Consider the following 21,802-nt stretch of genomic DNA (forward strand, 5'->3'; position numbering starts at 1 on the left):
CTGCGATAACAGCAGCACATTGGTCGGATTTCAGAGACCCAATGCGTGGACGCCCGCTCGCGAAAGAGCCGGCTCGCACCGCCACATAAGCGGATTCCCGCCCACACCCCCAGCTTCAATAAGCGGATTTCCGCTCACCGCATCGCCACACCCCCTCTAAACCGGCCTTCTCCCACCTGGCACAGCTCCTGCTATAGCCCTGTCAGGCTGCGTTCCCACGCGCTCCACAAAAACAATTAAACGAAGGATCCTTCAATGGATAACTCAAACACCCTGCCCATCGGGTCGGCTGCCGTGCCCGCCCGTGAAAGAACCACCGCCAGCCGGATCAAGTCGATCTTCAGTGGCTCGGTCGGCAACATGGTCGAGTGGTATGACTGGTACGTCTACGCCGCGTTCTCCTTGTACTTCGCCAAAGCCTTCTTCCCCAAGGGCGACACCACCGCCCAATTGCTCAACACCGCCGCGATCTTCGCCGTCGGCTTCCTGATGCGCCCGATCGGTGGCTGGCTGATGGGCCTGTACGCTGACCGCGCCGGTCGCAAACGCGCGTTGATGGCCTCGGTGTACTTGATGTGCTTTGGCTCGCTGATCATCGCCCTGAGCCCCGGCTACGAAACCATCGGCGTCGGCGCGCCGATCCTGCTGGTGTTCGCCCGCCTGCTCCAAGGCCTGTCGGTGGGTGGCGAATACGGCACCTCGGCGACTTACCTGAGCGAAATGGCGACCAAGGAACGTCGCGGTTTCTTCTCCAGCTTCCAGTACGTAACGCTGATTTCCGGCCAGCTCATCGCCCTCGGCGTGCTGATCGTGCTGCAACAGGTCCTCACCACTGAACAGCTGTATGCCTGGGGCTGGCGCATCCCGTTCGCCATCGGCGCGCTGTGTGCGGTGGTGGCGCTGTACCTGCGTCGCGGCATGGAAGAAACCGAGTCGTTCACCAAGAAGGAAAAAGCCAAGGAAAGCGCCATGCGCACCTTGATGCGTCATCCCAAGGAACTGTTGACCGTGGTCGGCCTGACCATGGGCGGCACCCTGGCCTTCTACACCTACACCACCTATATGCAGAAATACCTGGTGAACACGGTGGGCATGAGCATCTCCGACTCCACCACCATTTCCGCCGCCACGCTGTTCCTGTTCATGTGCCTGCAACCGATCATTGGCGGGCTCTCGGACAAGATCGGACGTCGGCCGATCCTGATTGCCTTCGGCATCCTGGGGACGCTGTTCACCGTGCCGATCCTCACGACCCTGCACACCATCGAGACCTGGTGGGGCGCGTTCTTCCTGATCATGGCCGCGCTGATCATCGTCAGCGGCTACACCTCGATCAACGCCGTGGTGAAAGCCGAACTGTTCCCCACCGAAATCCGCGCCCTGGGCGTCGGCTTGCCTTACGCATTGACCGTGTCGATCTTCGGCGGCACCGCTGAATACATCGCACTGTGGTTCAAGAGCATCGGTATGGAGACGGGCTACTACTGGTACGTGACGGCTTGCATCGCGGTTTCGCTGCTGGTGTACATCACCATGAAGGACACCCGCAAACACTCGCGGATCCTGACGGACTGATAGCTGCACTCGTACAAACAAAAGGGGCGAACCTGCACAGGTTCGCCCCTTTCGTCGTTTCGGGCCGGCGTCATTTCCTACATTAATTTCCACTTAATGGCCCCACTCCATCCTCCCTCCATCAACTATCGATGCTTGGAGTATGACCATGAAAACCAAACTGATCTTCGCCCTGACCCTCACTGCACTGGCCAGCAGCGCCTTCGCCGACGACGGCTTCGACCGCACCGGCACCGCCGCTTTTATCGCCAGCGGTCACGAGCGCGCCGGTTCCGCCGTTGTTGCCAAGAAAGATGAAAACCACGCCATCGAGCCTGCCGTCGCCGCGGATGGCGCCGACCGCGCGGATGCAGCGTCTACCAACTAATCCCTGTCATCACTACCCCCCTTGTGGGAGCAAGCTTGCTCGCGATAGCGGTGTGTCAGCCAACACCAATGCTGGCTGACCTGACGCCATCGCGAGCAAGCTCGCTCCCACCAGGTTTTGAGGTGCTGACAAAACGGGCTGATCGCTGCACTATCGTCGGATTCCCTCCAAATAGCAGCGGATTTGCGCACTCTCATGCCCGACGATATTCATTACTACGAACCCGCCCAAGGCCATGGCCTGCCCCACGACCCGTTCAATGCCATCGTCGGCCCACGGCCCATTGGCTGGATCTCTTCACAAGATGGCGAAGGCCGCCTGAACCTGGCGCCCTACAGCTTCTTCAACGCCTTCAACTACGTGCCGCCGATCATTGGCTTCTCCAGCGTCGGGCGCAAAGACAGCCTCAACAACATCGAACAGACCGGTGAGTTTGCCTGGAACCTGGCCACTCGCCCGCTGGCCGAGCAGATGAACCAGAGCTGCGCGATGGTCGCGCCCCAGGTCAATGAGTTCGAACTGGCGGGTCTGACAGCGGCCCCGTCACGGGTGATCCAGGTACCGCGTGTCGCCGAAAGCCCGGTGTCCTTCGAATGCAAGGTCACGCAGATCATTCAACTGCAGCGGGCGGACAAGGAGCCGGTGCCGAGCTGGCTGATCCTCGGTGAAGTGGTCGCCGTGCATATCGCCCAGTGGCTGTTGAAGGATGGGGTGTACGACACCGCCGCCGCCGAGCCGATCTTGCGCGGTGGCGGGCCGGCGGATTATTTCCAGCTGGGGCCTGAGGCGTTGTTCAAGATGCATCGCCCGAAGTAAGCGATAAAATCCTGCAAACAACACCGCTCACTTGAAATGAAGGTATGTGTGGCGAGGGAGCTTGCTCCCGCTTGGGTGCGCAGCGCCCACCAAAAAAGGGGCCGCTGCGCAGCCCAGCGGGAGCAAGCTCCCTCGCCACAAAAGCAATCACCAAAAGGCTGATTACCAGACCAACCCGCCCTCATCGTCGACGCCCTTGAGATGAGTCAACTGCACGGCGGCGGCTTCATCGGCCTTGGTAGCGGTTTCGAACGTCTGCTCTTCAAGCACCTTGTTGAAGCGCGGCGCACCTGAGCCGCCGATGGCCTTGGTGGCTATGGCGGCGTGGTAACCACCGCCCTCCTTGGGAACAACAGCAGAAACAGCTTCAAAAGTTTCAAAGGCTTTACGTGCCATATTGCGCATCCTGGCGATGGAAAATGACGCTCATTAAACCTTCAACCGGCCAGTTTGTGTACCTGCGCCCGGCACCCTTCGGTCGCCTGGGCGGCAGAGACTTCGCGGAAGGTGTGGAAATCCAGGCTGCTCACCACAAGGTCTTGCACCAGCTCGGCAAAAATCGCCATGGCCGGTGAGTTGAAGTAGGCGTCCATCGACGGCTGATTGACCCAGAGCCCGGACACCAGCCACAAATCAGCGTCGCATTGCGATTGCTGCAAGGCAAAGTGCAGGCAACCGGGTGCCTGGCGCGAAGGTGCGATCAGCGTGCTCAGGCGCGCACCCAATTGCTTGGAGCAACCGCCGCGGGCCCGGATGAAAGCCATGTGGCTGACGGGGATGTGTGTAGTCATGTTCAACCCTCCCAGGTAATCCGTTGTGCAGCCGGGGACAGGCTGCGACAGGATCAAAGGTTAAGCGCCGCGCCGCCAGCTTCGTTAGTCGATTCCTGCCGACCCATTGCACGATCCTGCGCATCGGCCGTTCGAATTTCACCATCGATCCGGTTACAAGCCGGGAAGTTGAAACAAAAGGTTTCAAGCAAGTTTCGGCAGCGTTGCACCGTCATGGCCCATCGCGCCGTGCAGGATCAGGCAAGCTTTCAACAGGATGTGACTACCGCTGCGCCTTGCACAAACATAAGCTTTGTTCATTGCTTTCTATTGCCTGAGGATTCCGGCATGTCGCCACTCGATCACGCCCACGTCCCGCTGGACACGTACCTGGAACAACAGCGCGCCGAACTGGCGTCGATCATTGACCGCAACACCAGCGAAGACGGCAGCTACGCCACGGCGATCGGCTCGCTGAACCTGTCGCGACACAGCCAGCCGCACAAATTCGCCCCGGTGCTGGCGCAACCGGCGCTGTGCATCATGGCCCAGGGCAGCAAGCAGGTGCGTCTGGCGGATGAGTTCTTCAACTACGACCCGCTGCATTACCTGGTGGTCTCGGTCTCGATGCCGCTCAGTGGTTGCATCGCCGACGTGTCGCCCGAGCAGCCGATCCTGGCCTTGCGCCTGGACATCGACCCGACGGAAATCACCGCGTTGATCGCCGATGCGGGCCCCTTGGGCGTACCGACCCGCCCAGCCGGGCGCGGGCTGTATGTCGAACGCCTGGACACGCCGATGCTCGACGCCGTCCTGCGCCTGGCACGGCTGCTCGACACGCCAAAAGACATCGCCATGCTCGCGCCCCTGGTGCGTCGGGAAATTCTCTATCGCCTGTTGCGCAGCCCGCAGGGCTATCGGCTGTATGAAATTGCCATCGCCAACAGTCAGAGCCACCGCATCAGCCAGGCGATCAAATGGCTCAACGGCCATTTCGAACAGCCGTTGCGCATCGATGACCTGGCCCGGGAAGTGAACCTCAGCGTCTCGACCCTGCATCACCGCTTCAAGGCCATGACCGCCATGAGCCCGCTGCAATACCAGAAGCAACTGCGCTTGCAGGAAGCCCGCCGGCTGATGCTGGCCGAAGGGCTGGAAGCTTCGGCGGCGGGGTATCGGGTAGGTTACGAAAGCCCTTCGCAGTTCAGCCGCGAGTACAGCCGGTTGTTCGGCGCGCCACCGCTAAGGGATCTGGCGCGGTTGCGGATGACTGTTTGAGCTGAGGTTTGTGTTGGCAGGGCTGGCCTCATCGCGAGCAAGCTCGCTCCCACAAGGGATCTTCAGTGAACACAAATTGTTTGTTCACCGCAGTCCAATGTGGGAGCGAGCTTGCTCGCGATGGGGCCAGTCGTCACACCTCAGTTAATCCGGTTTCCAACGCGCCTGGTCGATCTCAATCAACGTCGGCCCCTGCCGCTCACAGGCCCCCAGCAACGCGGCCCGCAGTGACGGCACATCATCGATGGCCTCGGCAAAACAGCCCAAGGCCTTGGCGACGCCGATGAAGTCCGGGGTATGGATGTCCACGCCCACCGGCTCGATGGCGCGGTTGAGCATGTATTTCTTGATCTCTTCGTAGCCCTGGTTATTCCACAGCAGCACGATCACGGGCGTGCGCGCTTCCACGGCGCTGGCCAGTTCCGGCAGGGTGAACTGCAACCCGCCGTCGCCGATCAGGCACACCACCGCCGGGCGACCGTGGCCCAGGTCCTTGCCGCCGAGCCAGGCGCCGATGGCCGCCGGCAATGCGTAGCCGAGGGTGCCGTAGCCGGTGGAGGAGTTGAACCAGCGGCGCGGCTGTTCCAGATTGAAGGTCAGGTTGCCGGAGTACACCGGTTGCGTGGAATCGCCGACGAACACCGCCTCCGGTAACGTCTGCAAGACCGTGTCGAGAAACACCGTCTGGGCCCGGGTCGCGGCGTCCCAACTGCCTTGAAGCTCCGCACGCAACCGAGCGGCACGCGCCGGTCCCCAATCGGCGCGGCGTTCAGCCAAGGGTTGCCGGCCCAATTCGTCGAGCACGGCCCGGGCCGCGATGCGGGCGTCGGCCACCAAGGCCAGGTGCGGCGGGTAGTTGCGCACGGTCTGGTCCGAGTCGATGTCGATACGCAGCAGCGCACCGGGAATTTCGAAGCCGCCGGCGAAGGTAATGTCGTAGTCGGTCTCGGCCAATTCGGTGCCGATGGCCAGCACCACGTCCGCCTCGGCCACCAAGGCACGGGTGGCCACCAGGCTCTGGGTGGAGCCGATCAACAACGGATGGCGCGCCGGCAACAGGCCTTTGGCATTGATGGTCAACGCCACGGGCGCGCCGAGGCGCTCGGCCAACTCGGTCAATTCGGCCGCGGCGTCGATGGCCCCGCCACCGGCCAGGATCAAAGGTCGCCGGGCCGTCGCCAGCAGGCCAGCCATTTGTTTGACCGCATGGGGTGCGGCACCGGCTCGGCTGATATTCACTGGCACGCTGGCCAGCAAGGCATCGGCGTCTTCGACCAGCACGTCCAGCGGGATTTCAATGTGCACGGGCCGTGGGCGCCCGGCCTGGAACACCGCGAACGCCCGGGCCAGCACGCTGGGCAACTCGGCGGCGGACATCAGCGTGTGGGAAAACGCCGCGACACCGCCCACCAACGCAGACTGGTTCGGCAGCTCATGCAGTTTGCCGCGGCCGCCGCCCAACTGGCTGCGCGATTGCACGCTGGAGATCACCAGCATCGGGATCGAATCGGCATAGGCCTGGCCCATGGCGGTGGTGATATTGGTCATGCCCGGGCCGGTGATGATGAAACACACGCCGGGCTTGCCGCTGACGCGGGCGTAACCGTCGGCCATGAAGCCTGCGCCCTGCTCATGCCGCGGCGTCACATGGCGGATGCTCGAACGGGCCAGCCCGCGGTACAACTCGACGGTATGCACGCCGGGAATGCCGAACACCTGCTCCACGCCATAACCTTCAAGTAACTTGACCAATACTTCGCCGCACGTCGCCATTGCCATTGCCTTTTTCTGGTCGGGTAAAGGGCCGCGCACTGCACGCAGCAGGCCCGTTTTTGTCTTGGGAATGACGTTATTGGAACGGGCCGGGCATGGCAGCAACAATGGATAAAAAGTCATACTCGCCATGTCTCCACGTCATGGCTTGGATCGAAATGAAACGACTTCCCCCGCTGCCGGCGCTGCACACCTTTCTGATCACGGCCCAATGCTGCAACTTCACCCGGGCCGCCGAACAGCTGCACATCACCCAGGGCGCGGTGAGCCGGCAGATCGCCGGGCTGGAAGATCATTTGGGCTATGCGCTGTTCCGGCGCCAGGCGCGCGGCCTGAGCCTGACCGCCGAGGGCCAGGCCTGGCTGCCACGGGTGCAGCAGGTGTTCAACCTGATCGACGAAACGGTCGAGCAGATCGGCGAGAAGCGCCAGGTCCTGCGACTCAAGGCCCCGACCTGCGTGATGCGCTGGTTGCTGCCGCGTCTGTTGCAGTGGCAAAAGGAACGACCGGACGTGCCGGTGGAACTGACCACCACCGTCAGGCACGGCGTGGATTTCCAGCGCGAAGCCTTCGACGCCGCGGTGGTCTATGGCCCGCCGCCGGACACCTCGCTGGCGTGCCTGCACCTGTTCGATGAACAACTGACGCCCGTGTGCTCGCTCCCGGTCCTGGAAGGCCTGGTGCCGTTGCATGAACCCGCCGACCTGCAACACCACCTGCTGCTGCACCCGGCCCTTGACCAACGCGACTGGAACGCCTGGCTGGCGGCGGCCGATGTGCATTTAAGCAATGTCAGCAAGGGCCAGCACTTCGAAACCCTGGACCTGGCGATGTCCATGGCCTCCCAGGGCACCGGCGTGGCGATTGGCGACTGGTCGCTGATCGGCGACGACCTGAGCGCCGGCCGACTGGTGATGCCGTTCGAGCTGAAGGTCAAGACCGGCCAGGGCTATCACCTGGTGCACCCGCGCAAGCCCCAGGCCTCGGGGCCGTTGCAGGCATTGATGGGGTGGTTGGTGGAGCAGGCACGGGCACGTTGAATGCCCGCAAGGTGCTTTTGTGGCGAGGGAGCTTGCTCCCGCTGGAGCGCGAAGCGGTCCCAAAATGTTTCAACCTCAAAATAAGATCAAGGCATGAAATGTTGGGGCTGCTGCGCAGCCCAGCGGGAGCAAGCTCCCTCGCCACAAAAGCCGGGCAGGACCTTAGAAAAAGTGTTCCATCAAAGCAGATTCGGCGCCTGCGCCGGCTCGATCTGCGCCCAGTGAGAAGTGTCTTCACGGTGTTGCTGCAGGTACGGCAGCACTGCCCCCAGCAAGGGCGCCTTGAACGCGTCCTGGAAGCGATGGGCCAGGCCCGGGATCAGTTTCAGTTGACTGCCTTGGATGTGCGCCGCCAAGTGCACGCCGTGCATCACCGGCAGCAAAGGGTCGGCGGTGCCGTGGACGACCAGGGTCGGCACCCGCAGTTGATTGAGCAGGGCCACCCGGCTCGGCTCGGCCATGATCGCCATGATCTGGCGCTTCACGCCTTCAGGATTGAAGGCCCGGTCATAAGCCACGGCGGCCTGGTGCAGCAAGGCCTCGCGATCGTCCATCACCACCGGGCTGCCCAACGCGGCCAGCAGATCGGCTTGCTGTTCAAGGGCCATTTCGCGATTCGGCGCACCGCGCCGGGACAACAGCTGCACCAGTCTTTCGCTGGGCGCGGGCAAACCGGCGGCACTGGAACTGGTCATGATCAGGGTCAGGCTTTCAACCCGCTCAGGCGCCATGGCGGCCATGTGCTGGGCGATCATCCCGCCCATGCTCGCGCCCAGCACATGGAAGCGCTGCACCTGCAAGGCATCCATCAGCCCCAGCCCGTCGTCGGCCATATCCGTCAGGGTATACGGCGCGGCCACGGGCAAGCCGAGTTTGTAGCGCAGGGCTTCAAAGGTCAGGTTGGCGCTGCCGGGCGCCTGGCGCCAGGTGGACAGGCCGACATCGCGGTTGTCGTAGCGAATCACCCGGAAACCTTGCTCACACAGGGCGACCACCACTTCGTCCGGCCAATGGATCAGTTGCCCGCCCAGGCCCATCACCAACAGCAAGGCAGGATCCGAGGCACGGCCAATGCTTTGGTAAGCCAGGCTGACCTGATTCAGGTCGACATGTTGAGTCGCAACATTGACATCACAACGGGACGCCGCCATCGACGGCAGGCCGAAAAACAGCACGGCCAGGAAAATGAATACACGCATGAAGAAACACCAAAACGCAGAACCCCAGTAGAGCGCGAGTCTGATGAAGTTTGTTCAAGCGCGCTGCCACAGTTGCGTGACAGTTTGATGAAGATTGCCGAGTGGTTGTTTTGAAGCTCAGTGAGCACCCCGTGGCGAGGGAGCTTGCTCCCGCTGGACCGCGAAGCGGTCCCAAAAGGTTTCAACCTCAAAACAGGATCAAGGCATTAAATGTTGGGGCTGCTGCGCAGCCCAGCGGGAGCAAGCTCCCTCGCCACAAAAGCCTGCCTCACCACAAGGTAGGGATCTTGCCCGAATAACAAGATTCAGGCCAACTGGCTACGCAACTGCCGCGCCGCCGCCACCATGTTCACCAAGGCTGCTTCCGTCTCAGGCCAGCCCCGGGTTTTCAGCCCGCAGTCGGGATTGATCCACAGCCGCTCGGCGGCGATTCGTTTCACTGCCTTGCTCATCAACGCAACCATCTCGGCGGTGTCCGGCACCCGTGGCGAGTGGATGTCGTAGACACCCGGGCCGATGTCGTTCGGGTAATCGAACGCCTCGAATGCGTCCAGCAACTCCATGTCCGAACGGGAGGTTTCGATGGTAATCACATCGGCGTCCATGGCGGCGATGGCCTTGATCACATCATTGAACTCGCTGTAGCACATGTGGGTATGGATCTGGGTGTCATCCGCCACGCCCGAGGCGCACAAGCGGAACGCCTCCACGGCCCAATCCAGGTAGGCCTGCCATTCCCCGCGACGCAACGGCAACCCCTCGCGGAACGCCGCTTCGTCGATCTGCACGATCTTGATCCCGGCTTTTTCCAGGTCCAACACTTCGTCCCGCAGGGCCAAGGCCAGTTGTCGGGCCTGGACTTGCCGCGACACGTCTTCGCGGGGGAACGACCACATCAGCATGGTCACGGGACCGGTGAGCATGCCTTTCATGACTTTGTCGGTCAGGCTTTGCGCGTAACGGATCCAGTCGACGGTCATGGCTTTCGGGCGGCTGATATCGCCGTAGATGATCGCCGGCTTCACACACCGCGAGCCATAACTCTGCACCCAGCCGAAACGGGTGAAGGCATAGCCGTCCAGTTGCTCGGCGAAGTATTCCACCATGTCGTTGCGTTCGGCTTCACCGTGCACCAGCACGTCCAGGCCCAGGCGCTCCTGGATCTGCACGGCATGGCGGATCTCGGTGTGCATGGCCTCCTGATAGTCGTTGGCCGACAATTTGCCTTGCTTGTAGGCCTGGCGTGCCAGGCGGATGGCCGGGGTCTGCGGGAAGGAGCCGATGGTGGTGGTGGGAAAGGTCGGCAGCGCCAAGCGTGCGCGCTGGCGTTCGATGCGCTGGGCAAACGACGAACGCCGATGGCTGTCCTGTGGCCCGACCGCCGCCAGGCGCGCCTGGACCTCGGCTTTGTGAATACGCGCCGAGCCCGCGCGACGGGCCTGCACCGCGCGGCTGTCGCTCAAGGCCTGTCGCACGGCGGGGGCCTGGGGATCGTTCAGCGCATCGCGCAGCACCGCGACTTCACCGCACTTCTGCACGGCAAAGGCGAGCCAGCTTTTGAGTTCCGGATCGAGCCGGTCTTCACGTTCCAGGTCCACCGGGCTGTGCAGCAGCGAGCACGAGGTGCTGACCCAGAGGTTGTCGCCAAAGCGCTCCTGGGCCGGTTGCAAGTGCGCCAGCGCCTGTTCCAGTTCGCAGCGCCAGACGTTGCGACCGTTGACCAGGCCCACTGAGAGAATCTTGTACGTCGGCAGGCGGTCCAGCACCTGGCCCAGTTGTTCCGGGTCACGTACCGCGTCGATGTGCAAGCCGTCCACCGGCAGGCTCACCGCCAGGCCGAGGTTGTCTTGCAGGCCGCTGAAATAGGTGGCCACGAGTTTTTTCAACGGCGAGTACTGGAGGATGTGGTAAGCGCGCTCGAAGGCGCTCTTCCAGGCCTGAGGCAGGTCGAGGGTGAGGATCGGTTCGTCGATCTGCACCCATTCCACGCCCTGGGCCTTGAGGCGGTTGAGGATTTCACCGTAGACCGGCAGCAGGCGTTCCAGCAGGTCGAGTTTGTCGAACGCCTCGCCCTTGGCCTTGCCCAGCCACAAGTAGGTCAACGGGCCGATGAGCACCGGTTTGACCCGGTGGCCCAAGGCATGGGCCTCGTCCACTTCATCGAACAGCTGTTCCCAGCGGAGGGCGAAGGTCTGGTCGGCGGAAAACTCCGGGACCAGGTAGTGGTAGTTGGTGTCGAACCACTTGGTCAGCTCTTGGGCGTATTGCGCCTGGCCGTGGTCGACACCGCAGCAACTGGCCGTGGCGCCACGGGCCATGGCGAACAAGGTGTCGAGGGTCGGTCGGCCCTGGGCATTCAAGGTGCTCTGGAAACGCTGCGGGACGGCGCCCAGGGTCAACGTGTGGCTGAGCACTTGGTCGTACCAGGCGAAGTCGCCGACGGGCAGCAGGTCGATGCCGGCGTCTTTTTGCAGTTGCCAGTGGCGGGCCCGCAGTTCACGGCCTACGGCTTGCAACGCAGCCGGAGCCAGGTCGCCCTTCCAGTAGGCTTCGAGGGCTTTTTTCAATTCGCGGTCGGCGCCGATGCGGGGGAAACCGAGGGTGTGGGCCAGGGCCATGGTATGTGTCCTCCTGTAAAAGATGGCGCCATTGTCGACAACCCGACCTGCATGAGACAAACTCAACCTTTTCGTGTTGATCACAAGTTTTACTCATGGAGCTACTCCGGTGCTTGAACTCCGTCACCTCAAGACCCTGCACGCCCTGCGCGAAGCCGACAGCCTGGTCGAAGCCGCCGAACGCCTGCACCTGACCCAGTCCGCCCTCTCCCATCAGTTCAAGGAATTGGAAGAGCGCCTGGGCATGCAGTTGTTCGTGCGCAAGACCAAGCCGGTACGCTTCACCAGCGCTGGCCTGCGCCTGTTGCAACTGGCCGATTCCGCCCTGCCGTTACTGCGCAGTGCCGAACGGGACATCGCGCGGCTGGCGGGCGGCACCGCCGGGCGCCTGCACATGGCTATCGAGTGCCACAGCTGCTTCCAGTGGCTGATGCCGACCATCGACCAGTTCCGCGATGCCTGGCCGGAAGTCGAGTTGGACCTGGCCTCGGGCTTCGCTTTCGCACCCTTGCCGGCCCTGGCCCGGGGCGACCTCGACCTGGTGGTGACCTCCGACCCGCTGGAACTGGCCGGCATCACCTACGTGCCGCTGTTCACCTACGAAGCGATGCTCGCCGTCGCCAACCAGCATCGGTTGGCGGGCAAGCCCTACATCGTGCCCGAGGACCTGGTCAGCGAGACCCTGATCACCTATCCCGTGGAGCGAGACCGGTTGGACATCTTCACCCGCTTCCTGGAACCGGCCGACATCGAACCGGCTCAGGTGCGCACGTCCGAGCTGACGGTGATGATGATGCAACTGGTGGCCAGCGGCCGTGGCGTCTGTGGCATGCCGCATTGGGCGCTGCATGAATACAGCTCACGGGGCTATGTGAAAGCCAAGCGGCTGGGGGAGAAAGGCTTGTTCGCCACGCTGTACGCGGCGGTGCGCACCGACATGCTCGACGCGCCATATATGCGCGATTTTTTGCTGACGGCCAAGGACACGTCGTTTTCGACATTGGATGGGGTCAGTGCTGTGCGCTGACAGCTTTTGTGGCGAGGGAGCTTGCTCCCGCTGGGCCGGTCCGACGCTTCGGGCGCAGCAGACCCGTTTTATGGCCGCTTCGCGCCCAAGCGGGAGCAAGCTCCCTCGCCACAAAAGCTCCATCACTCAAATCAGTGGTTCGCTCAAAGTTCTAGCCACATATGGATTTTGTCGAGGTACTCATCGTCCACGCGGATGGCCATCGGTTCGAGGCCGTACAAGACGAAACCACAGCGCTGGTAGAGCTTGAGCGCCGGGTCGTTGCCGGCGGTGACGGTCAGTTGCACCAGGCGCAGGAAGGTGTGGCGCCGGGCTTCGTCGAGGGCGGCCTGCACCAGTTGGTGGCCGAGCCCGCGATGGCGATGTTCGTCGGCGACGTACATGCCGAACAGCAGCGCCTTGTGTCGGGCTTTTTCCCGGGGCTCCAGGGCCAGGCCGACGATGCCGACCAGTTCTTGTTCGACAAACGCCCCCAACAGCACATCGAGCCGACTGCCCAGGCGTGACTCCCACCAGTTGATGGGCAACTTCGCCCGCTCGCTGACGCTGGAGGTGAAGGCCTGGGGGTGCAAGGCATACGCCTGGAGCATCAGCTCGCGATAGGCCTCGGCATCGCCAGCCCGCAGGCGTCGAATGCTCACGCCGAACGCCGCTGCTCGAGCATCAGGCGCAGGGCCAGGGCACCGAGGACAAATCCCATGAAATAGCGCTGCACCGCCAGCCAGCTCGGGTTATGGACGAACCACGAGGCGATGCCGGCGGCGAACAGGGCGATCAGCAGGTTGACGCTGAAACTGACGCTGATCTGGGTCAGCCCGAGGATGAGGCTCTGGGTGAACAGCGAACCGTGTTCCGGAGTGATGAACTGTGGGAACACCGACAGATAGAACACCGCGATCTTGGGATTCAGCGCGCTGGTGAGAAAGCCCATGGTGATCAGCTTGCGCGTCGAGTCCGCCGGCAGTTGCTGGGCCTCGAAGGGCGAGCGCGCCCCCGGCTTCACGGCCTGCCAGGCCAGCCACAACAGGTACAGCGCACCGGCCCATTTCAATACTTCATAGGCCATGGGCACCGCCAGGAACACCGCCGTCAGCCCCGCCACCACGCCCAACAAGGACGTGACGCCAGCCTTGCGGCCCTGGCAGATCGAACGGGAGATCAGGTAGATCATGTTCGGGCCGGGCGTCAGCACCATCAGCAACGCGGCGGCGGCGAAAATCAGCAGATCCGGCAATGGAATCATGGGCATCCGTCCTTGAAATGTGAATCAGCAGGTGGCGAGCAGTGTCGCTCGATAAAACGGCAGGATCACCTCGCCTGTCAACGGTGCCAGCACCAGATCGCTGTCGCCGGCCGGGTCGATCCAGCGCACCTCTTCGATTTCGGCCGCCGGGGAAACCGCAACGTCGATGCTCAGCAGAAACACCTCGGCCTGCACGGTAAACCCCGGCTCGTTGGCCGCCGGCGCGCTGAACACACCCAAGTGGCGGGCCTGGGCCGGGTCGATCCGCAGTCCAAGCTCTTCTTCCAGCTCACGGGCCAGCGCCTGCACGGGTTGTTCATCGGCTTCGATCTTGCCGCCCGGCTGCATGAAGGCTTGGGTGCCGCGCTTGCGCACCAGCAGGGTTCGCCCATCCGGCCCGAGCAACAGGGCGGCGGCGATGCGGATGAGGGGAATGGTCATGGGTGATAGAAGCCTTGGCCGAGGAAATGGCGGGGAGATTACAGATCGCAGCGGCGGGGAGCAAAGCCTGGTGCGACCGATTGGGTTGGGTACATATCCGTTGCTGCGGTAACGGGGACTTAGGGTTCCGCCCTGACGGCGGCTCACTTTTGAGAAGCCCGGAAGCCGGCCCAGTCAAAAGTAAGCAAAACGCTTCTGCCCCACCACTCGGTGCCTCGCCTAGGCTCGGCATGCCAGAACGAAGGCATTGCTCCGTGGGCCGCCGCTAAGGGCCATCCATGGCCCAGCGCGGCTATCCCGGCATCCATGCCGGGATGCCCACTCCACAATGCCTGCGTTCGGCCATCGTGGTTAACGGGGCGCCGAGATCAACGTCCACCGCGAGGCGGCCTTACAGCCGTCCTGGCTCTCCCGGTCGTACTCCGGTCCAATTGTGGAAGCAAGCCTTCTCGCTTCTGCGCGCGGTGTGGTCAGGGTTGTGTATTGACGTTATCCAGCATCCGATTCGCCAATAAAGCGCCCAGCTCGATCAGTTGCTGAATGCCAAGGGCAACATGGCGTCGCGAGCCTTTCAGGTCGAAGGCAAGATCGCTGACCATGGCATCGGCTGAGGCCAAAGTTTCGCTGAGGTTGGCCAGCAGGCTTTCGGTGTCGACACCGTCCACAACGGTGAACAGTTGACCTGAGGGCTTTTTCTTTTTGGCTTGAGGCTTGGGGTCGAGATAATGGTCGATGGCGCGCTTGGCGGCTTCATCGAGCTCTTGGGGATCGGTTTCGGGGGGATTGGGTGTGGCTTTGAACATAGGGTGACACTCCGTCTACAGGTTGGAGCTGCCACGTTCGTTTCCAAGCGAGGGGTGGCAGCCGTACGCAGGTTGGAAAACCGGGGTAAACGAGCCCGACAGACCCGAAGGTCTCCCGCGCACAGCCGCCATAACGAAAGCATGGTCAAAAAACGACCGCAAGCATACGTCATGAAGGGCGCTTTCGCGCCGTCTACTTATCGGATTTCCAAGCCCGGTCGCTGAATTTGCAACGACGGGAAAAGACTAGCGACAGCCCTTCCCACCCGGCAACCGCCAGAGTTCGTCGGAAAAATCTGCTGCAACCCGGAGGATTGTCCGACCATTCCCACAATCTTGGTCGGCTGTCAGGCCGCCATCGCGAGCAAGCTCGCTCCCACACAGGTTTTTGGTCGTTTATAAGATCGGTGTCCACCGCCGATCCCTGTGGGAGCCGAGCTTGCTCGCGATAGTGATGGGTCTGCTTGCATCCATGTTGAATGTGCCGCCGTCTTCGCGAGCAGGCTCGCTCCCACAGTTGGATTGATGTACAGCCGCCAGAGACCGGTTGGCTGTAAGGCCGCCTCGCGAGCAAGCTTTGCTCCCACAGATCTGACAGGTATACGACCAAGAGAGCCAGGTCGGCTACTAGGCCGCCTCGCGAGCAAGCTTTGCTCCCACAGGTCTGATGGGTGTACGACCAGAAGAGCCAGGTCGGCTCTAAGGCCGCCTCGTGGTGGACGTTGATCTCGGCGCCCCGTTAACCACGATGGCCGAACGCAGGCATTGCGCAGTGGGCATCCCGGCATGGATGCCGGGATAGCCGCGCTGGGCCATGGATGGCCCTTCGCGGCGGCCCACGGAGCAATGCCGGAGTGAGGGCATGCCGAGCCTAAGCGAGGCACCGAGTGGTGGGGCAAAAGCGTTTTGGTTACTTTTGACTGGGCCGGCTTCCGGGCTCTTCAAAAGTGACCCGCCGTCAGGGCGGAACCCTAAGCCGCCGTTACCGCAGCAACGGATATGTACCCAATCCAATCCAACCCAACCCAACCCAACCCAACCCAGACCCCAGTCACCCCAAAATCGGCTTCGGCGCCGAAGGGTCGGCCGCCTCTTCGGGGATCTTGACGAATACGCTGTACCGCGCGCCTTCCATCGCTTCGAAGGCGATGAGTTTTTCCACCAGCGGGCCGCTCAGGACCTTGCCGGCGTTGAGCAGCAGCATGCCGTTGTCGGCGTTGAGGTTGCGCGCCAGGATCATGCCGGCCGCCAGTTCCCGGGTGGTCATGACCTTCACCGTCGGGTCCGACAAGGTCACGTCTTCCAGGTATTCGGCACAGGCCTTGATGAAGTCCTCGACCATGTCCGGGTCGTACAGCTTGCCCGCGTACTTGCGGATGTAGACCAGCGCTTCATCGCTGTTCATCTGCCGTTCCAGGATCAACCCGCGCTGCAACTCGATGAAGTCCACCGCCAGTTTCAACAGCCGCGAGCCGAACGGAATCGCTTCGCCTTTCAGATGTTCGGGGAAACCGCTGCCGTCCCAACGCTCCTGGTGATGGCGGATGATCCGCGCCGCGTCCTTCATCGGGTCCAGGGTCATCAGCAGCGATTCGCTCTGCTTCGGATAGGCGCGGTACAGCTCCAATTCGGTGTGGTGCAGCATGTCGGCGGGCGTGACCATCATGTTGTCGGTCCAGCTCAGCTTGCCGATGTTGTAGAGCGCCGCCGCCATGGTCAGGTCGCGGTCGGTGGACTCATCGAGAAAATTGAGCCGGCTATAGACCCGGATCAGCTCGATGATCTGCCGGTTGGTCTGCTTGGCCTTGGGCAGGCGCAGGTTGGCGATCAGCGAAAACACCTCGGTGCTGGTCACATAGCTGCGCTTGAGCTCGTCATAAGCCAGGTCAAGCATGTCGGCGGTCTGCTGCAGCTCGGAGGTGCGCGACGCCACGCGTTTTTCCAGGGTGGCGTTCAGGGTCTTGAGTTGCTGGTTCTGCTCGCGGTTCAGCGCTTCGAGGCGCTGGCGCTCGCTTTCGGAGTGCTGGTGGGCCAGGGCCTGGCGCAAGGCCTGCACCAACTCCTCATCGTTCCACGGCTTGCTGAGGTAGCGATAAAGCTGCCCCTCGTTGATGGCCTTGGTCATCATGTCCACATCGGCATAACCGGTGAGCAGGATGCGCAAGGTCGATGGATACAACTTGCGGATTTCGGCCAGCAGCGTGGCACCATCCATGTTCGGCATGCGCGCGTCAGTCATCACCAGGTCGACCGGGCGCTCCTTGAGAATTTCCAGCGCCTTGGCGCCACTGTCTGCCAGCAGGATCTCGTACGGCTGGCTGCGCAATAGCCGACGCAGGCTGTTGAGAATCGACTCTTCGTCATCGACCAGCAGCACCGTCGGCTTCTTTACCGGAACATCCGGCGATTGACCTTCCATTTGCAACCCCCTCCTGATTCACGACAACCGTTCTACCTTAGCCCCAAAAAACAGGCTAGTAGATTGCGAAGATTTAGACACATTTGCCCTCGGTGGCCGAGCGCATCCCGATCAGACGACTATGCTGTACCCCATGAAGGGCCATGTATAGGCCGAATACTCATGCCAGCGAAAGGGATAGCAGATGTTCCCAAGGTTCTATAGTCCGCATCAAAACGGTGCACGGCCATGAGCCTGCCTTTGGATAAAACCAATCGGCGGATCCTGATCGTCGACGACACCCCGACCATCCATGAGGATTTTCGCAAAATCCTCAGCCCGCAGATGAGCGCCGAAGACAACCTGAGCAGCGCCGAGGAGGCCCTGTTCGGCGCGCCGGTGGCGGTCGCCGGCACGAGTTTCGTGCTCGACTCGGCGTTCCAGGGCATGGAAGCCTTGAACAAGGTCGAAGCGGCGCTGGCCCAAGGGCAACCCTACGCCATGGCGTTCATCGACATGCGCATGCCACCGGGCTGGGACGGCCTGGAAACCATCGAACGGCTATGGCGCGCCGACCCCAAGCTGCAGGTGGCGTTGTGCACCGCGTACTCGGATTATTCCTGGGAAGATATTTCCGAGCGCCTCGAACTGGGCGACCGCCTGCTTATCCTGAAAAAACCCTTCGACGCCATCGAGATCCGCCAGATGGCCAGCGCGTTGACCGTCAAATGGCAGATGACCGAAGACGCAGCGCTGAAAATGGACATGCTCGAACGAGCGGTCGAGGAGCGCACCCGCGAGTTGGCCGACGCCAATATCATCGTGCAGAACAGCCCGACCATCCTCTATCGCCTGCGGGGCGAACCGCCGTTCGCGTTGATGTACATTTCCCATAACATCACCAAGTTCGGTCATTCCGCGGCGCAACTGATCAACTCGCCGGACTGGGCACAAACCCTGATCCACTCCGATGACCAGGACAAAGTCCAGGAGGCCATGGTGCGCGTCCTCGACCGTGACACCGTGGGGGCGTCCATCGAGTTCCGCATGCGCACCGGCGACGACACGTTCCGCTGGGTGGAGAACCGTTACATTCCGGTGCGCAACGACCAGGGGCTGCTGCTGGAAGTGGAAGGCATCATCCTCGACATCACCGAACGCAAGCTGGCCGAAGAAAAGATCGCCCTGCTCGCCCGTACCGACGGCCTGACCGGGCTGGCCAACCGCGCCACCATGATCGAGCGCTTGCACCAGGCCTTCGCCGCCGCGCGTCGCGGGGCCGCGCCGTTTGCCATGTTCTACCTGGACCTGGACCACTTCAAACGCATCAACGACACCCTGGGCCATCCCATCGGCGACCTGCTGTTGCAGGAAGTCGCCGTGCGCATCAAGGCCTGTACCCGGGAAAACGATGTGGTGGCGCGCCTGGGCGGCGACGAGTTCGCCCTGCTGCAACTGGACGTGCATGAAGCGACCCATTGCGCCGCGCTGGCGGGCAAGATCCGCGACGCCCTCGTGGCGCCGTACTCCCTGGACGGCAACGACGTGCGGATCTCGGTGAGCATCGGCATCGCCCTGTACACCCCGCAGAGCCTGAGTGCCGACAGCCTGATGGCGCAATCCGACATGGCCCTGTACCGCTCCAAGGAAAAGGGCCGCAACCAGTACCACTTCCACAACGAGGAAATAAACCAGGAAGTCACCGACCGGGTCGCCCTCGCCAACGACCTGCGCCAAGCCATCGAAAACCAAGAGCTGCACTTGCACTATCTGCCGGAAGTCGACCTCGGCACCGGCAAGATCCTCGGCATGGGCGTACAAGTGCGCTGGAACCACCCCGAACGGGGCTGGCTGGAACCGGCGGCCTTCATGCCCGCCGCCGAGAAGACCGGGATCATCATTGGCCTGGGGCATTGGGTGCTGGACCAGGCCTGCCAGCAAATGCGTCAATGGCGCGACCAGGGCATGGCGCCGCCGGTGATCGCCATCGACCTGTCCCTGACCCAGCTCAAGACCGGCCCGGAACTGATCTACGACGTGCTGCGCACCACCGCCCGCTGGGAACTGGCGCCCTGGGACCTGCGTTTCGATGTCACCGAAGCCACCCTGGCCCAGACCAAGTGGACCCACAACGACGTGCTGCCGCGCCTATGCGAATTGGGTGTGCAGATCGCCATCGATGACTTCGGCACCGAATATTCCTCGTTCGACTACCTCAAGACCTACCGGGTCAATCACCTCAAGCTCGCCCAGCGGTTCCTGGACAGTGCCAGTGACAATCCCGAAAACGCCACGACCTTGCGGGCGATCATCAACTTTGCCCGGGACGTGGGCATCGGGATCATTGCCGAGGGCGTCGAGACCCAGGAGCAACGCACCACGCTGATGTCCAGCGGCGGGGCGATGCAGGCCCAGGGGCATTACTTCAGCACCGTGGTCGACAGCGGCCAGGCCGCCGAATTGCTCAAGGCCGGCACCATCATTCCCGCGACAGACCACTGGACCCGACCAGCGAGCCAGCTATCGGAGAGCAATCCATGAACCCCATGTCGGTACCTGCCAACCGGCGAATCCTGGTGGTGGACGATACGCCGGCGATCCACCAGGACTTTCGCAAGATCCTCAGCCCCAGCGCCGGCCTCGATGACTCCCTGGACGACACCGAGAGCCTGCTGTTCGGCACCCCGCAGGTCAGCCGGCTGCAATTCCAGATCGACTCGGCCTACCAGGGCGAGGAGGCACTGGAACTGGTCAAGCGCGCCCAGGCCGAAGGCCAGCCCTACGCGTTGGTGTTCGCCGACATGCGCATGCCGCCGGGCTGGGATGGCCTGCAAACCATCGAGCGGCTGTGGGAGGCTGACCCACGGCTGCAAATCGCCCTGTGCACGGCGTTCTCGGATTACTCCTGGGAAACCATGTCCGAGCGGATCGAGTTCGACGATCAGTTGCTGATCCTCAAGAAACCCTTCGACACCCTGGAAATCCGCCAGATGGCCAGCGCCATGACTTGGAAATGGCAACTGGCCCAGGATGCGGCGAGGAAAATGCGCAGCCTGGAACGCACGATCGAAGAGCGCGTCCAGGAATTGCTCAAGGTCTCCCACCTGCTGCAATACGACGTGCTCACCGAATTGCCCAACAGCATGTTGCTCGGCGATCGCCTGACCCAGGCCATGGCCCAGTGCCGTCGGCACGACCGGCAACTGGCGGTGATGTTCCTCGGCCTGGACCGCTTCAAGCGTATTAACAACGCGCTGGGCCATCCGGTGGGCGATGAGATGCTCAAGCGCGTGGCGCGGACGTTGGCAACCGTGGTGCGCGAGTCCGACTCGGTGTTTCGCTACGGCTCCGATGAATTCGTCGTGGTGCTGGGGGACATTATCGATCCGCAGCAGATCAAAGGCGTGGCCGACAAATTGCTGGCGGCCATCAGTTCCCCACAACCGATCGACGGCCATGACCTGAGCGTCACCGCGAGCCTGGGCATCAGCGTCTACCCGAGCGACGGTTTCGACGCCGTGGCGCTGATCAAGAAAGCCGAGACGGCGATGCGCAACGTCAAGGAGACCGGCCCCAACGACTACCGCTTTTTCACCGAGGATATGAACCGCCGGGCACGGCAGCAGCAGACCATCGAATCGGGCCTGCGCCTGGGCCTGCAACGCAAGGAATTCGTGCTGCATTACCAGCCCAAGCTCGACCTCAAGAGCGGCAAGGTGGTCGGCGTCGAGGCGCTGGTGCGCTGGGACAGGCCGGGGCACGGCATGGTCTACCCGTCGGATTTCATTCCGGTCGCCGAGGACAGCGGCCTGATCGTCCCACTGAGCCAATGGGTGCTCCAGGAAGCCTGCCAGCAGGCCTGTCGCTGGCAAGCCGAGGGCATGCGCCCGCTGTACCTGTCGGTGAACGTCTCGGCCATCGACTTTCGCCAGCGCGGCTTCGTCGAAGGCATCGCCCGCACCCTCAAGGAAACCGGCCTGGAACCGACACAGTTAGAACTGGAGATCACCGAAAGCGTACTGATGCAGAACGTCGATACCACGGTCGCCATCCTCAAGGCCATCAAGCAGCTGGGGATACGCCTGGCCATCGATGACTTCGGCACCGGCTATTCGAGCCTGAGCTACTTGCAGAAATTTCCGGTGGATGTGCTGAAGATCGACCAGTCGTTCGTCGGTGACCTGAGCATCGACAGCAACGATGCCAAGCTGGTGAGCACCATCATCAGCCTGGGCAAGAGCCTGAATCTGCACATCATCGCCGAAGGGGTGGAAACCCTTGAGCAGCTTGAATTTCTCAAGCAGCACCAATGCGAGGAAGTCCAAGGTTATTACTTCAGCAAGGCCGTCGAACCACAGGCCTTTGCCGACTGGATGACCGAATGGGAAAAACGCCAGAACCCGTTTTCGTGAACACCGGAGTGTCCTCAACCAACGTTTCAAGGAAAGCATCCC

At 62.3% G+C, this 21,802-nt stretch carries 19 protein-coding genes and 1 pseudogene; 9 read left to right on the plus strand and 11 right to left on the minus strand.

Going from position 1 to position 21,802, the window contains the following annotated elements; translation table 11 throughout:
* Nucleotides 1-255: 255 nt before the first annotated feature.
* The 3 genes from J3P85_RS23345 to J3P85_RS23355 all read left to right on the plus strand — a co-directional run bounded on the left by J3P85_RS23345 (nt 256) and on the right by J3P85_RS23355 (nt 2,758).
* The gene (locus J3P85_RS23345; RefSeq protein ID WP_434703682.1) at nt 256-1,575 is read left to right on the plus strand and encodes an MFS transporter; all 1,320 of its coding nucleotides are present in this window, start codon (nt 256-258) and stop codon (nt 1,573-1,575) included.
* A 148-nt stretch (nt 1,576-1,723) separates the two neighbouring features.
* Nucleotides 1,724-1,942, plus strand: coding sequence for a hypothetical protein (locus J3P85_RS23350; protein WP_411385506.1), 219 nt, complete (start codon nt 1,724-1,726; stop codon nt 1,940-1,942).
* Between the two features lie 195 nt (nt 1,943-2,137).
* Nucleotides 2,138-2,758 carry a flavin reductase family protein gene (locus tag J3P85_RS23355; protein ID WP_434703683.1) on the plus strand — a complete coding sequence of 207 codons (621 nt, stop codon included), beginning with the start codon at nt 2,138-2,140 and terminating at the stop codon, nt 2,756-2,758.
* A gap of 162 nt (nt 2,759-2,920) precedes the next feature.
* On the opposite strand, the gene J3P85_RS23360 is transcribed toward J3P85_RS23355, so the two are convergent.
* Genes J3P85_RS23360 through J3P85_RS23370 form a run of 3 tightly spaced genes read right to left on the minus strand, consistent with a single transcriptional unit; the run spans nt 2,921 to nt 3,764 of the window.
* Nucleotides 2,921-3,154 (minus strand): hypothetical protein, encoded by a 234-nt coding sequence (locus J3P85_RS23360; RefSeq protein WP_250962507.1) that lies wholly within the window; start codon nt 3,152-3,154, stop codon nt 2,921-2,923.
* Nucleotides 3,155-3,195: 41 nt separating this feature from the next.
* The gene (locus J3P85_RS23365; protein WP_434703685.1) at nt 3,196-3,549 is read right to left on the minus strand and encodes a putative quinol monooxygenase; all 354 of its coding nucleotides are present in this window, start codon (nt 3,547-3,549) and stop codon (nt 3,196-3,198) included.
* Between the two features lie 53 nt (nt 3,550-3,602).
* On the minus strand, nt 3,603-3,764 hold the full coding sequence (locus J3P85_RS23370; RefSeq protein ID WP_434703686.1) for a hypothetical protein: 162 nt from the start codon (nt 3,762-3,764) through the stop codon (nt 3,603-3,605).
* Between the two features lie 112 nt (nt 3,765-3,876).
* Between J3P85_RS23370 and J3P85_RS23375 the strand changes: the two genes are divergently transcribed.
* Nucleotides 3,877-4,806: an AraC family transcriptional regulator gene (locus J3P85_RS23375; protein ID WP_053124712.1), complete on the plus strand. Its 930-nt coding sequence runs from the start codon at nt 3,877-3,879 to the stop codon at nt 4,804-4,806.
* A gap of 144 nt (nt 4,807-4,950) precedes the next feature.
* Here J3P85_RS23375 and J3P85_RS23380 read toward each other — a convergent pair whose 3' ends face one another.
* Entirely contained in the window at nt 4,951-6,579 is a 1,629-nt protein-coding gene (locus tag J3P85_RS23380) for a 5-guanidino-2-oxopentanoate decarboxylase (protein ID WP_434706417.1), read from the minus strand.
* 158 nt (nt 6,580-6,737) lie between these two features.
* On the opposite strand from J3P85_RS23380, the gene J3P85_RS23385 reads away from it, so the two are divergent.
* Entirely contained in the window at nt 6,738-7,619 is an 882-nt protein-coding gene (locus J3P85_RS23385) for a LysR substrate-binding domain-containing protein (RefSeq protein WP_434703688.1), read from the plus strand.
* A gap of 179 nt (nt 7,620-7,798) precedes the next feature.
* Here the strand turns inward: J3P85_RS23385 and J3P85_RS23390 are convergent, their stop codons facing one another.
* Nucleotides 7,799-8,818, minus strand: a complete 1,020-nt coding sequence (locus J3P85_RS23390) for an alpha/beta fold hydrolase (protein WP_434703689.1) — start codon at nt 8,816-8,818, stop codon at nt 7,799-7,801.
* 305 nt (nt 8,819-9,123) lie between these two features.
* A complete protein-coding gene (gene metE / locus J3P85_RS23395; protein ID WP_434703690.1) occupies nt 9,124-11,436 on the minus strand; it encodes a 5-methyltetrahydropteroyltriglutamate--homocysteine S-methyltransferase in 2,313 nt (770 codons plus the stop codon).
* Between the two features lie 109 nt (nt 11,437-11,545).
* On the opposite strand from metE, the gene metR reads away from it, so the two are divergent.
* Complete coding sequence (gene metR, locus J3P85_RS23400) at nt 11,546-12,463, plus strand: transcriptional regulator MetR (RefSeq protein WP_434703691.1); 918 nt, start codon at nt 11,546-11,548, stop codon at nt 12,461-12,463.
* 143 nt (nt 12,464-12,606) lie between these two features.
* On the opposite strand, the gene J3P85_RS23405 is transcribed toward metR, so the two are convergent.
* From J3P85_RS23405 to J3P85_RS23415, 3 genes are read right to left on the minus strand one after another with little or no spacing between them, the layout of a single operon-like run.
* Nucleotides 12,607-13,104, minus strand: a complete 498-nt coding sequence (locus J3P85_RS23405) for a GNAT family N-acetyltransferase (protein WP_434703692.1) — start codon at nt 13,102-13,104, stop codon at nt 12,607-12,609.
* The gene (locus tag J3P85_RS23410; protein ID WP_434703693.1) at nt 13,101-13,706 is read right to left on the minus strand and encodes a LysE family translocator; all 606 of its coding nucleotides are present in this window, start codon (nt 13,704-13,706) and stop codon (nt 13,101-13,103) included. Before J3P85_RS23410 ends, J3P85_RS23405 begins: the two co-directional genes overlap by 4 nt.
* Before the next feature lie 24 nt (nt 13,707-13,730).
* On the minus strand, nt 13,731-14,147 hold the full coding sequence (locus J3P85_RS23415; protein ID WP_434703694.1) for an NUDIX hydrolase: 417 nt from the start codon (nt 14,145-14,147) through the stop codon (nt 13,731-13,733).
* A gap of 278 nt (nt 14,148-14,425) precedes the next feature.
* Here J3P85_RS23415 and J3P85_RS23420 point away from each other — a divergent pair.
* Nucleotides 14,426-14,538, plus strand: a pseudogene (locus J3P85_RS23420) (nucleoid-structuring protein H-NS); the annotation flags it as partial.
* A 79-nt stretch (nt 14,539-14,617) separates the two neighbouring features.
* On the opposite strand, the gene J3P85_RS23425 reads toward J3P85_RS23420, so the two are convergent.
* Both J3P85_RS23425 and J3P85_RS23430 read right to left on the minus strand, forming a co-directional pair.
* Complete coding sequence (locus J3P85_RS23425) at nt 14,618-14,950, minus strand: DUF6124 family protein (protein WP_003205177.1); 333 nt, start codon at nt 14,948-14,950, stop codon at nt 14,618-14,620.
* Nucleotides 14,951-16,001: 1,051 nt separating this feature from the next.
* Nucleotides 16,002-17,369, minus strand: coding sequence for an HD domain-containing phosphohydrolase (locus J3P85_RS23430; protein ID WP_434703695.1), 1,368 nt, complete (start codon nt 17,367-17,369; stop codon nt 16,002-16,004).
* 228 nt (nt 17,370-17,597) lie between these two features.
* Here J3P85_RS23430 and J3P85_RS23435 point away from each other — a divergent pair, with 228 nt between their 5' ends.
* Both J3P85_RS23435 and J3P85_RS23440 read left to right on the plus strand, forming a co-directional pair.
* The gene (locus J3P85_RS23435) at nt 17,598-19,889 is read left to right on the plus strand and encodes a GGDEF/EAL domain-containing response regulator (protein ID WP_434703696.1); all 2,292 of its coding nucleotides are present in this window, start codon (nt 17,598-17,600) and stop codon (nt 19,887-19,889) included.
* Nucleotides 19,886-21,760, plus strand: coding sequence for a putative bifunctional diguanylate cyclase/phosphodiesterase (locus J3P85_RS23440; RefSeq protein ID WP_434703698.1), 1,875 nt, complete (start codon nt 19,886-19,888; stop codon nt 21,758-21,760). The genes J3P85_RS23435 and J3P85_RS23440 overlap by 4 nt, the downstream gene beginning before the upstream one ends.
* Nucleotides 21,761-21,802 lie beyond the last annotated feature (42 nt).

The sequence above is a fragment of the Pseudomonas sp. Z1-12 genome, from assembly GCF_051132015.1.
Taxonomy (GTDB): domain Bacteria; phylum Pseudomonadota; class Gammaproteobacteria; order Pseudomonadales; family Pseudomonadaceae; genus Aquipseudomonas; species Aquipseudomonas zanjanensis.